Raw genomic sequence first — 12,696 nt, 5'->3', positions numbered from 1 at the left:
CCCCCCCCCCCCCCCCCCCCCCCCCCCCCCCCCCCCCCCCCCCCCCCCCCCCCCCCCCCCCCCCCCCCCCCCCCCCCCCCCCCCCCCCCCCCCCCCCCCCCCCCCCCCCCCCCCCCCCCCCCCTTCTCCACCCACGGCGACCACCGAGAACTACACCCAGTTGGCATCGTCGGCAGCGTCAGATGTGTATAAGAGACAGCCTTAATAGGCTGTTTTTGTTGGTTATTTTCTCGGAAGCCTTTTTCAACTTTGAAGTTGCTAACAGAATAATATTTGGATTTTCAGACTTGGATTCTATCAACCAATACATCATATCGACAACATCCGCTTCTAGCACTAAGCGGACAGCCTCGGTGAGCGAGGTGCGGAGGTAACAAACACGATAGAGCCTCAAAAACGCATATCATGCCTATATGAATGCTGCACTTAGTCAAAAACATGCATCGCTTCCAACTGCTCCGTTTTAATTTCATTACAGGAAGATAAAAATTTATCTTTAAAATCTAATGACGGAGATTTTAGTTGCTGCACTGCCTCTTTACTTACTTCCAATTCCCGTAATTGTGCAATTGTATTTCTTCGAATCGAGGAGAGAAATTTATCACCTGCTATCTTTTTATTCTTCTCCAGATAATTAGTCAGTATTATAGTCGATGTTTGGATGGCTTTTTCCTCAGAAAAACCCAAAGTAAAGCGAGAGTTGATGACCTCGTATTGAAATAGACATGCTGCTTCAGCCATGTGTTTCGCTTGTTCCCTCGGGGTTTGCTGACGTCCCCACGACTGGGAGGTGATGAGCAGCAAGAGTATTAATAATCGTATTTTCATGCGAATAATCCATGTCCATTGGTAATATGGTATTTAAACCTATTCAGACGGACCTTGGCAACGTCTGCTTTTGGCACATAGCAGTCGGTTGTTTTTTTTATTATTGAGGACCGGAACGGGAGGGCGGCCTGAAGCCTCCCGTTCGAAAGATACCGGCGTAGTTACCTCAAATCATCTCTGGGAAGATCGGCGGTATTTCAATCAGTTGTTTTTCTTGCGAGTTGGCATCGATCAGTGCAAACGCCGCCTGCAACATCTTGTTGACGTCCTGCTTCACCATCACGATGTCATGGCCTAACATCAGTACGAAAGGATCCCAGTCAAAACAGCCCATCACCGGCTGTTTATCTCCGCGATAGCCAGACGCCACCAACCAGCGCATCACACCTTCAAGCGAGATCGTCGAGTTGACGAACAGCCCGGTTTGCAGATCGCCGCCTTGAGCAATAAACGTTTTCATCGCCAGCTCGGCCTTGTCTGGGGAATAGCCGCAGGCCAACAGGTTCTCTTCGATGACCTCAACGCCTAACTGCCGGTGGGCATCTCTGAAGCCGCGCAGGCGTTCCGTGGTGTTATGGTCAACCCCGCGTCCCCCCACGAAGATCAGTGGCTTGAGGTAGCCCAGCCGTTTTTCACAGTTGGCCAGAATTCGTAACGTCAGCTCTTTGGCCCCGGCATAGTTATCGGTGATCACCGAAGGGGCGAGGGTGCCTGGCAGATCGAGATTTAGCGTTGAAATACCGGAGGCAGCGCAGATCTCGGTGATATTGTCGGGGGCGGTAGCACCGGTAGAGATGATCCAGTCAACCTGATAGGAGAGCATGGTGCGAGCCGCTTCGATTTCCAGTTCAGGATCGCGGCTGGTGCAAGTGATCACCGGAAACAGGCCGCGTTCACGGGCCATCGATTCGAACAGCTCGACGATCGAACCAAAATAACGGTTGTCATACTTGGGGACGATCATGCCGATCATCGTCGATTTGCGACGGCGTAGCAGGCTGGCCTGCTGATTGACGGTATAGCCTTGTTCTTCGGCCAGGCGCAGGATTTTTTCTGCCAGTTGGGCACCGATACGGCGCTTTTTCCAACTGCCATTGAGCACGGCGCTGACCGCGCTTGAGGAGGCCCCGGCCAGTTCGGCCAGATCGTAAATCGTCGTTTTTTTTGCTTTGAACCCAGTCACAAATTTCGCTCCCCAATTTTCTATATCTTGACAGTAAAAATAAAAAGTAGCAATTATGCTCAATCGATTGAGCGCCATGAGCAAAGGGTGTGACAGGGGACGTAAATACCCTCTCACCCCAAACCTCTCCCAAACGGAGAGGGGCTGGTACGGCGTTGGGGTCAGCTGCGGTGGGACGTTTCCAACCCTTGCAAATATATAGCTGGGTCAGGAACAGCTGCACGCTTTAGCCCTTGCGAATTCGGTGCTTAAGTCAGGCTCGGGAGCTAATCCGTGGCACGCTCGGTTCCCTCTCCCTTTGGGAGAGGGTTAGGGTGAGGGGCAATATCGACAGCCAAATTCTTAACGCGATGAACTTACACGCAGTGACTTCGTCGTGATGATTTGATCTTTTGTTTAATAAAGGAACCCAACCATGACAGATTTCACCCAATTGAATTTCTCCCTCAAAGGTAAGGTCGCGGCGATCACTGGTGCGGCCTCGGGTATCGGCCTGGAGTGCGCGCGTATTTTCCTCCAGGCCGGGGCTAAAGTGGTGCTGATCGACCGTGACGAGGAAAAGCTGCAACGCCTCACCGATGAACTTGGCGAAAACGCGTATCCACTGGTCATCGATTTGCTCAACCCACAGCAGGTTTCCGGTATGCTGCCCGGCATTCTGGCTGCTGCCGGACGCCTCGATATTTTTCATGCCAATGCCGGTGCGTACATTGGTGGCCCGGTGGCGGAAGGCGATCCGGACGTTTGGGATCGCGTGCTTAATCTCAATATTAACGCCGCTTTCCGTTCGGTGCAGGCGGTGCTGCCGCATCTGATCGAGCAAAAGTCTGGCGATATTCTGTTTACCAGTTCGATCGCCGGGGTCGTACCGGTGGTCTGGGAACCGATTTATACCGCCTCAAAATTTGCCGTTCAGGCGTTTGTGCACTCCACGCGCCGCCAGGTGGCGCAGTATGGCGTGCGGGTTGGCGCCGTGTTACCAGGGCCGGTGGTTACCGCGCTACTGGACGATTGGCCAAAAGCCAAGATGGATGAGGCGCTGGCCAACGGCAGCCTGATGCAGCCAAGGGAAGTGGCCGAAGCGGTGTTGTTTATGGTAACGCGCTCTAAGCATGTCACCGTGCGTGACCTGGTGATCCTGCCAAATAGTGTCGATCTCTGATAGGTGAAAATGATGAACAATCAACAGCAGGTCGTTATTGGTGTCGATGTGGGTTCAGGCAGCGCACGAGCAGGGGTTTTTGATCTCTCCGGTACTATGTTGGCGCATGCCAGCCAAGAGATCACCCTGTTCCGCGGCCCGGAAAATTATGTTGAACAATCCAGCCGTGAGATATGGCAAGCGGTATGCATCAGCATCAAGCAGGCGGTGGCCGCATCCGGTATTTCCCCAGACAACGTGGCAGGCATTGGCTTTGATGCCACCTGCTCCCTGGTGGTACTCGATGTAGACGGCAAACCTCTGGCGGTAGGGCCATCGGAAGATCCCGACCGTAACATTATCGTGTGGATGGACCATCGGGCAACGGAGCAGGCCGAGCGGATCAACGCCACCGGCCATCCGGTACTTAACTACGTTGGCGGAAAAATCTCTCCAGAAATGGAGACGCCCAAGCTGCTTTGGCTGAAGGAGAACCGTCGTGCGGTCTACGATAGCGCCTGGCAGTTCTTCGATCTGGCCGATTTCCTGACCTGGCGCGCCACAGGAGATCTGGCTCGTTCCGTCTGTACGGTAACCTGCAAATGGACCTATCTGGCCCATGAGAAACGTTGGGACCCGGACTATTTCCGCACCATCGGCCTTGAAGAGTTGACAGACGACGCGTTCCGCCGCATTGGGGAACATATCAAAGAACCTGGTACGCCTTGTGGCAACGGCCTGACGGCAGAAGCCGCCAAAGAAATGGGATTAGTAGCGGGCACGCCTGTCGCCGTGGGCTTGATTGATGCTCATGCTGGCGGGATTGGTACCGTTGGTGTTGGCGGTGGAGTCACCAATAACCTGGCTTACGTGTTTGGCACGTCGTCCTGCACGATGACCACTACGCAAAACCCGGCCTTTGTTCCAGGCGTTTGGGGTCCCTATTACTCTGCGATGGTGCCTGGGTTCTGGCTTAATGAAGGTGGACAAAGCGCGGCGGGGGCGGCTATCAAGCAGCTGGTCTCGTTCCACCCCGCGGCACCAGAGGCGGCGGAGCAGGCTAAGGCGTTGGGTATTTCACTGCCAACCTTGTTGGCCGATTTGGCGCTGACCAAAATGGTTTGTGCGTCGTCAGCAGCAAAACTCGCCAATGGTCTGCATGTGGTTCCCGAGTTCCTTGGTAACCGCGCTCCCTTTGCCGATCCCCATTCCCGTGCCGTGGTGGCCGGGTTGGGTATGGAAAGCAACCTCGATAACTTGGTGGCCCTGTATATTGCCGGTATTTGCGGGATTGGCTATGGGCTCAGGCAAATCCTTGATGCCCAGTCCCAGATGGGCGTCACCGTTGAGCAGATCGTGATCAGCGGCGGGGCTGGCCGTCATCCGTTGGTGCGGCAGTTGCTGGCGGACAGCTGTGGCTGCGCGGTAGTGACAACCAAGGCAGAGGAGCCGGTATTGCTGGGGTCGGCGATCCTGGGTGCAGTGGCGGGGAAGGTTGCCACCTCGGTGGAACAGGCGATGGCGCAGTTTTCCAAGTTGGATAGCCAATACCAACCGAATGCGGATTTCCACCCGTTGCACGCTAACCGCTATGAGGCCTATAAGCTGTTGCAGAGCACGGCCAAACGGATCCGTGAGGAGCTGCAATAAGTCTGGATACTGTAGGGGGGCAGCATGCTGTGCCCCTACGAATTATCTTCTGCCGCTTCCTTCAGTAACCATTCGCTAAATATTTCCATCGCCGGGGTCATTGCCTTCGATTTTAAATGGGTTAACCAGTAACTGCCCATGTTGATTTCGGTAGCAAACGGGCGCACCAGTTGCGCGGTGGCGAGTTCCCGGGCAAACATTTTCGGTGGGGCTAATGCCACACCACCGGAATGGATAGCGCTCTCGATCATCAGACGGGATGAGTCAAAGATGGCGCCATTAACTCTCACCGCCTGCAGGCCAGCGGCGGCAAACCAGTTTTCCCACTCCTCAGCACGGTAAGAACGCAGCAGATCCTCTTGCAGCAAATCGGCAGGGGTGACGAGCCGCTTAGCCGTAGCGGGCGTACACAACACGGTCAGCGGAGCATCAAACAGCATCTCGTTATGGGTTGATGGCCACAAACCCATGCCAAAACGGATGGCGAAATCCAGCCCTTCGGCGGCCAGATTGACGACGTTATTGTTGGTGCGCAGCCGCAGTTCGACAAAAGGATGCTCTTGCCTGAACCGATCAAGACGCGGCAACAGCCAGCCCACGGCAAAGGTGCCGACGGCGGCGACGGTGAGCACCTCCTGGAATTGTCCCCCTTCAAACTGCCGGAAGGCTTTCTCAATATGGCCAAAGGCGTCGGTTAGCACGGCAAACAGCGCCCGCGACTCCTCCGTCATTTCTAAACCACGGGGTAAGCGTTTAAACAGCACCATACCCAGGCGCTCTTCAAGCAGCCGAACCTGTTGGCTAACGGCGGCCTGGGTAACATAGAGCTCCAGCGCTGCCCGTGTGAAACTCAAATGTCTGGCAGAGGCTTCAAAAGCACGTAGGGCATTCAGGGGAAGATTAGAGCGCATAGGTGTTATCCAAAAGATTTTCTTTATGCTAGAGAAAATTCTTGTCGCTTGTCAATAACGGCCTAACAGAGGATATTTCCCGCCATCTGAAGAGAACTCCGCTGCATTAATCTATTTTATGTGAGGCAAAACATGGTTAAAAATACATTACGTCAAACCACCCTGATGGTCGCTACGGTTATGCCGTTGCTGTTCGGTAGCGCACCGCTATGGGCGCAATCCGCTAATGCCAAGGCGAATATTCAGCAGCAACTGTCTGAACTGGAGAAAAATTCCGGTGGCCGCCTGGGCGTGGCGCTGATCGATACCGCTGATAATTCGCAGATCCTGTATCGCGCGGATGAACGTTTTCCGATGTGCAGCACCAGCAAGGTGATGGCGGTGTCAGCGCTGTTAAAACAGAGCGAGACGGATAAAAATCTTTTGGCTAAGCGGATGGAGATCAAGCAATCCGATCTGGTCAACTACAACCCGATCGCCGAAAAACACCTGGACACCGGGATGACCTTGGCCGAGTTTAGCGCCGCCACTATCCAGTACAGTGACAACACGGCGATGAACAAGATCCTTGAGCATCTTGGCGGCCCGGCAAAAGTGACAGAGTTTGCGCGTACTATTGGCGATAAAACCTTCCGTCTCGATCGTACCGAACCCACTTTAAATACCGCTATTCCGGGTGATAAGCGCGACACCACCTCACCGCTGGCGATGGCAAAAAGCCTGCAAAACCTGACCTTGGGCAAAGCGCTTGGTGAACCACAGCGTGCTCAGCTGGTTGAATGGATGAAGGGGAACACTACCGGCGGAGCCAGCATTCGTGCAGGTCTGCCAACTACATGGGTGGTTGGGGATAAAACCGGTAGCGGTGATTACGGTACCACTAACGATATCGCCGTGATTTGGCCAGCTAACCACGCACCGTTGGTGTTGGTGACCTATTTCACTCAGCCACAGCAGAATGCCGAAGCCCGCAAAGACGTGTTGGCTGCGGCTGCTAAAATTGTCACCGAAGGACTTTGAATCGGGGATATTCACCGCGTAGACGCGCAGTGATTTTGTCAGCATAAAAAAGGCCGGAAAATCCGGCCTTTTCTGATCACGCCTGGCGATTAATAATCAATGGCATCGCGGATAATCGGGCAGGTCATACAGTGGCCGCCGCCACGGCCACGGCCCAGCTCACTACCGACAATCTCAATGACCTCAACCCCTTCTTTGCGTAGCTGGGTATTGGTTTTGGTATTACGATCGTAAGCCAGCACCACCCCAGGAGAGAGCGCCACCATGTTGTTGCCGCTGTCCCACTGTTGGCGTTCGGTGTCGTAGTCGTTGCCTTCGGTTTCCACCACCCGCAGTTTTTTCAGGTTCAATGCTCCGGCAATGGCTTCAACAAAGGTGCCTTTATCGCGGCTCAGCTTCATGCCGGTTGGGCCAGCATCCGGGCGCAGTGAGAAGGTTTTGATCTGATTGACGATAGCCGGGTAGAGCGTCACCACATCGCGGTCGCAGAAGGTAAATACCGTATCCAGGTGCATGGCGGCACGCAGTTTCGGCATAGCGGCAATCATCACCCGTTCAACACCGGAATGTTTGTTGGCAAACAGCGCGGCGGCCAGTTGGGTGATCGCCTGATGCGAGGTCCGCTCACTCATCCCAATCAGCACCGTTTTGTTGCCGATCGGCATCACGTCCCCACCTTCGAGCGTGGCGGTACCGTGGTGCACAGTTGGGTCCCCCCACCAGACGTTAACATTGGCTTCGCCAAAGTCTGGGTGGAACTTGTAGATCGCCGTAGTCAGAATGGTTTCTTCGTGACGGGCAGGCCAATACAGTGGGTTCAAGGTCACGCCACCGTAGATCCAGCAGGTGGTATCACGGGTATATAAGGTATTCGGCAGCGGTGGCAGCAGGTATTCTGTAATGCCTACCGCTTCGCGGATCAGCTTCAGCTCTTCGTGGTCGGCATAACCTTCTTTAGCCAGCTCGGTAGTGGAAAGGCCACCGATCAGTACCTCCGCCAACGCCCGTGGTGCCAGGCCATCAAGGAAGCTGCGGGTTTCATTCAAGATCCCCAGCGACACTTCATTAGGCACAATCTGCTGATCCAGGATCCACTTTCTGGCTTCGGGCAGCGCCAGGGTTTCGGCCAGCAGGTTGTGCATTTCAACCACGTCCACGCCGTGTTCACGCATCTTGGTCATGAAGTCAAAATGGTCACGCTTGGCGCGCTCAACCCACAGCACGTCATCAAACAACAGCTCATCACAATTACTCGGTGTCAGCCGGTTATGCGCCTTGCCAGGGGCGCAGACCATGACTTTATGCAATTTCCCTACTTCTGAATGAACACCAAACTTGGACTGCGTCTTTTTTTTAGTCGACATAATGACTTGCCTCGATCAGATTGTGATAACGCCAGTGGCAATGCTGTAGATTGCAGCAACGGCGGCGACCATAACGATTACAAAGAGCCCCATCTCGGCCGGGGTGAACACTTTTGCGTGCTGTTCACGTTTGGCCATAATGTATAGCAGCGTGCCTGGGCCATAGATGATGGCGGAGAGCAGCAGATACTTCATACCACCGGCGTACAGCATCAGCAGTGCGTAGAAGGTGGCGATCAGCGCGAAGATCAGATCCTTTTTATGATCGCGTTTATCGGTTTCGTAGGTTTCGCCGGTCATGGCCAGCTTCAGCCCATAGGCACCTACCAACAGATAAGGGATCAGCGTCAGGGAGCTGGTCAGTTCGAGCGCCAGTTGGAAGGCGTAATCACTAAACAGCGTCAGGATTAAGAACACCTGAATGGTGATGTTGGTCAGCCAGACGGCGGAAGAGGGCACCGCATTGCTGTTTTCGGTGGCGAACACCTTCGGCATACTCTTGCTTTTTGCGGCGGAAAACAGCACTTCTGCCGCCAGCAAAGACCAGGAGAGATAAGCGCCCAGTACCGAAACAATCAGGCCCACGCTGATGAAGATCGCCCCCCAGCGTCCAACGATAGCTTCCAACACGCCCGCCATCGAAGGTTGGCGTAACGCCGCCAGATCGGGACGGAGCATCACGCCGTAAGACAGCATGGTGATCAGCACCAACAGGCACAGCACCCCAATGAACCCCAGCACCGTGGCAATGCCCACGTGGCTGCGTTCTTTGGCATAGCGGGAATAGACGCTGGCACCTTCAATCCCCAGGAATACGAATACCGTCACCAGCATGGTGCTGCGCACCTGGCTGAACAGGGATTCGGGTTCCGCAGTAGGGACAATGGCGGCGGCGGCATGACCGACATAGCCGTAGTCGTTGAGGTGAGAGAGATCGCCCACGCTTGCCAAAGAGGCTGCAGAGGTTGCGCTCTCTGGAGATCCCCAGAAGTTGAGTGCAAACACGTCACTTTTGAAGGCAAAGATCAGCACAATAATAAAGATGAGGATTGGCAGGATTTTAGCGATGGTGGCAATGGTGTTGATAGCCGCAGCACTTTTAACCCCGCGCAGTACCAGAATATGGAATCCCCAAAGAATGACCGAGGCAAACAACACCGCGGGAATGGTATTGCCATCGCCAAATATCGGGAAGAAGGCCCCCAGGGTGGATTTGATCAGCACAAAGTAAGAGACGTTACCAATACAGGTCCCGGCCCAGAAGCCAAGTGCAGAGGCAAATCCCAGATAATCACCGAATCCGGCTTTGGCATAAATAAACACACCGGAATCGAGATCGGGTTTACGTTGCGCCAGCGTTTGAAACACAAAGGCCAGCATTAACATCCCGCCGCCCGCAATACACCAGGCGATAATGGCACCAAACCCTCCCGTAGCACGCCCAAAGGTAGCCGGTAAAGAAAATATACCGGCCCCTATCATGGAGCCCACTACCAGTGCGGTGAGTGACCATAGGGATAGTTTATTCGTTGATGAGCTCGTCATGGTTTTCCTTACTGACACCAAGTCAAATAAAGTATTGCGTAATTAAAGGATAACGTTACCAACCGACGTACGATTAAATCATAGTCATAACCGGCAAATTTTCCTGTCGCAAATAACTTTTTTCTTCAACATCAGCACTGTTGATTCCGATTAGGGGTGAAATACTGCCACCTGACGGAATAAAAAACCAAATGCAAGAATATTCTTGATTAACAATCCTTTAAAGATACTAAAATTAATGACAATGCTTTACTTTGGCGGGTTGTAACTTGAGGATGCAATCATGTTTATTGTTTTTTTAAATAAAATCAATGAAATAACAAAAGGTAACGGATTGTTGCTGGCTAGGGAAGCTAATGGGCTTTAAGCATAAAAACGCAGGTTGTATAAAAATAGTTAATATATCAAAACCTGTCCATCGACCTATGAGAAAACTCTCATGAAATGAGCGCTCATTCGGATCATGGCTAAAGATGCGCGTTGTGCAGTGGGTGTTAATGTACTAAGATTATTTTTATAAAAAACAGTAGGGTGTGTCATATCAACCCGGTGATGGATGGAAAACCATGATCAACAGTGTCAGCCAGCAGGCATTAAAGAGTTTAAGTTGTTTTGCCGCCGTCACCTTCTTCTCGACCAGCCAAATGTGTGCTCTCGAGTGTTTCCTCCATGCGAATACCATGGGGATATTGTACTTTGTGTCTATTATTGCCAAGCCTTTGTTTTTTATCATTATCGGTTATATGGATGAGGTAGAGAAACTCACCAGGCAGGAGATTATGGTGAAAATAAAATCCATTATCCTGATAATTATTTTCTGGAACATTGTTTCATCTTTGATTAAAACCCAATACATTCATCAAGGTTATATTTTACAGAATGGCATACTATTGAATATGGGGATCATCTATTTAATTTACCCCATCATCCTTAAGGGCATTAAGCATTTGAAAGTTACTGCGGCCGTGTTTGCCGGGCTGGTTGCCGTTATTGCCCTGTTGGATATTTTCAGCCCGCTGGATACCCAAGACGATCCGCTGTTTATCTCCAGCTATTCGTTTATTTGGGTTTGGGGCGGCTACTACATTATTGGCCATGTGCTGGGGGAAGCACCTGGTCGCAGGTTCACCAAAAAATCCAGCGTGCAGTGGGCCGCCAGGCTGCTGGTGATCCCCATCGGTATCTCCATGTATTTCTACGAACTTTATCTGTCAACCCATACCCAGATCAGCGTCGCCGGCTGGTTTGTGTTGGAGCACCTGCACCTGTTGGGCATGAGCCTGGCGCTGTTTATCCTGTTTGATAATATCGCCATCAAGAGCCGATTGCTTACCCGCGTCGTGGAGTTTATCAGCCCGGCGATGGTGGGCGTCTATATCGTTCACTACAGCGTGTTCTATTTCATTACTACGCTGTATGACTTCAATGACGCCACGCTTAAATTTACCTTACTGGTTCTGGTTTTTGTCGCCTCGGTATTGGTTTCACGGCTGTTGCTTCTCAACCGCTTTACGGCTCGGATTATTTCCTTCTGAGGGATCAGCCACCGGAATATGGCGAATATTAAAACCGGTGATGCCAAGTGCCAGAGTGATCAGCGGTGCGGCAATATTAAAGATGGCAAACGGCATGTAGGCCATGGTCGAGACACCCAGTACCGCAGCCATATAAGCTCCGCAGGAGTTCCAGGGGATCAGCGGAGAGGTGACAATCCCGGCATCCGAAACGATGCGTGACAGGTTCTCTGGTGCCAGCCCTCGCTTGGCAAATTCGGCACGGTACAGCCGGGTGGGTAGCAGCAGCGCAATATACTGATCGCCCGCGGCAATATTCAACCCAATTGCGGTAGCAACCACCGAGGTAAACAGCTTGCCCACGGTTTTGGCCCGCAGCAGCAGCGGCGTAACCAGTTTGTTCAGCAGGCCGAAGTCATCCACCATAATGCCAAACGTCACCGCGCCGATAATCAGCCAGATCGTAAACAACATACTGTCCATGCCGCCGCGTGACAGCAGGGCGTCGATCTGTTCAATACCTGAGTTCTCCTGGAAACCGGTCGCCATCGCCAGCCAGGCCGCCTTGATGGCCAATAGCGGGCTGGCAAGATCAGGCTCGACAATAAAGCGTTCGATCACCTGCGGTTGCATAAAGGACGTCATGATCCCCGCCATCAAGGCCGAGCACATGATGGCCAACGGGGCGGGCACCTTGGCGACCGATAATACCAACAGGAAAACCAGCGGCAACAGGTTCCACGGGGTGATGTGGAACAGTTCGTTAAAACGGGTCAGTTCGTTGTTGGTGATGGTGGCATCAAAGGCACTGTGCTGATTTAGCCCTAACAGAATAAAACCGATCAGGGCAATGACCGCCGCCGGAATGGTGGTCCAAAGCTGGGCGCGAATATGTTTATACAATTCGACGCCGTTGAGCTGAGCGGCCAATACGGTACTTTCAGACAGCGGCGAGATCTTGTCACCCACGTAAGCCCCGGAAATCACGGCTCCAGCCGTAATTTCTGGTGATAGCCCCAGCATATTGGCCAACCCAACCAACCCGACTCCCAAAGTGCCCGCCGTGGTCCAGGAACTGCCAATACTTAAAGAGACGCCAACGCAGACCAAAAAGGCTATCGGATAGAACCAGTTGGGGGTGATCATGATAATGCCGTAATACACCATGGTAGGAATGGTGCCGGACATGTTCCAGGTGCCAATCAGCGCCCCGACGGAAAACAGGATAAAAATGGCCCCCGAGATGGTGGCAATGCCTTTGCGGCCGGACTCGGAAACCTCCTCCCAGCTATGGCCATTCTTCAGGATGACCATAGCGGTGATCATGGTGCTGAGGATGATGGCCACCTGCAAAGGACCGTTGACGGCTTCAAGTCCAAACAGAGCAACGGAAGCTCCGACCAGCAAAATCAACGTGACTATCGGCAGTAGAGCATCCAGATAGCTTGGGGCTTTAACAGGGCGGGGAGTTTTAGCTGATTTGCTCATGGGCACGGCTCCACAGACAGTTAAGACAGGAGGGGTCAGGCAACAGCAATAC

Annotated in this window: 11 protein-coding genes; 5 read left to right on the top strand and 6 right to left on the bottom strand. The window is 53.0% G+C overall.

The features are described 5' to 3' along the window. Positions 1-205 (top strand): hypothetical protein (locus tag JHD74_RS18730; RefSeq protein ID WP_199063280.1); only part of this gene is annotated, 205 nt, incomplete at its 5' end. Between the two features lie 221 nt (positions 206-426). Here JHD74_RS18730 and JHD74_RS18725 read toward each other — a convergent pair. Beyond that, positions 427-828 carry a hypothetical protein gene (locus tag JHD74_RS18725; RefSeq protein WP_074031106.1) on the bottom strand — a complete coding sequence of 134 codons (402 nt, stop codon included), beginning with the start codon at positions 826-828 and terminating at the stop codon, positions 427-429. A 166-nt stretch (positions 829-994) separates the two neighbouring features. Beyond that, on the bottom strand, positions 995-2,011 hold the full coding sequence (locus JHD74_RS18720; protein WP_024530283.1) for a LacI family DNA-binding transcriptional regulator: 1,017 nt from the start codon (positions 2,009-2,011) through the stop codon (positions 995-997). 415 nt (positions 2,012-2,426) lie between these two features. On the opposite strand from JHD74_RS18720, the gene JHD74_RS18715 reads away from it, so the two are divergent. Continuing rightward, complete coding sequence (locus JHD74_RS18715) at positions 2,427-3,173, top strand: SDR family oxidoreductase (RefSeq protein WP_199063278.1); 747 nt, start codon at positions 2,427-2,429, stop codon at positions 3,171-3,173. A gap of 12 nt (positions 3,174-3,185) precedes the next feature. After that, entirely contained in the window at positions 3,186-4,802 is a 1,617-nt protein-coding gene (locus JHD74_RS18710) for an FGGY-family carbohydrate kinase (RefSeq protein WP_199063281.1), read from the top strand. Between the two features lie 35 nt (positions 4,803-4,837). Here JHD74_RS18710 and JHD74_RS18705 read toward each other — a convergent pair whose 3' ends face one another. After that, positions 4,838-5,713, bottom strand: coding sequence for a LysR family transcriptional regulator (locus JHD74_RS18705; RefSeq protein ID WP_024530280.1), 876 nt, complete (start codon positions 5,711-5,713; stop codon positions 4,838-4,840). Positions 5,714-5,845: 132 nt separating this feature from the next. On the opposite strand from JHD74_RS18705, the gene JHD74_RS18700 reads away from it, so the two are divergent. Then, positions 5,846-6,733 (top strand): class A beta-lactamase FONA-8, encoded by an 888-nt coding sequence (locus JHD74_RS18700; RefSeq protein ID WP_024530279.1) that lies wholly within the window; start codon positions 5,846-5,848, stop codon positions 6,731-6,733. Between the two features lie 89 nt (positions 6,734-6,822). On the opposite strand, the gene arcA is transcribed toward JHD74_RS18700, so the two are convergent. Continuing rightward, positions 6,823-8,097 (bottom strand): arginine deiminase, encoded by a 1,275-nt coding sequence (gene arcA / locus JHD74_RS18695; protein WP_024530278.1) that lies wholly within the window; start codon positions 8,095-8,097, stop codon positions 6,823-6,825. A gap of 15 nt (positions 8,098-8,112) precedes the next feature. Then, a complete protein-coding gene (locus JHD74_RS18690; protein ID WP_024530277.1) occupies positions 8,113-9,642 on the bottom strand; it encodes an amino acid permease in 1,530 nt (509 codons plus the stop codon). Between the two features lie 566 nt (positions 9,643-10,208). Here JHD74_RS18690 and JHD74_RS27080 point away from each other — a divergent pair. Further along, positions 10,209-11,177, top strand: coding sequence for an acyltransferase family protein (locus tag JHD74_RS27080; protein ID WP_051372417.1), 969 nt, complete (start codon positions 10,209-10,211; stop codon positions 11,175-11,177). Here JHD74_RS27080 and JHD74_RS18680 read toward each other — a convergent pair. Next, complete coding sequence (locus tag JHD74_RS18680; RefSeq protein WP_024530275.1) at positions 11,127-12,644, bottom strand: Na+/H+ antiporter NhaC family protein; 1,518 nt, start codon at positions 12,642-12,644, stop codon at positions 11,127-11,129. The two genes, JHD74_RS27080 and JHD74_RS18680, sit on opposite strands and share 51 nt — an antisense overlap. Positions 12,645-12,696 lie beyond the last annotated feature (52 nt).

Source organism: Serratia sp. ASV30 (assembly GCF_016428815.1).
GTDB classification, from domain to species: domain Bacteria; phylum Pseudomonadota; class Gammaproteobacteria; order Enterobacterales; family Enterobacteriaceae; genus Chania; species Chania fonticola_C.
Note: the sequence above shows the minus strand (reverse complement) of the source record. Positions and strands in the feature narration are given on the sequence as shown.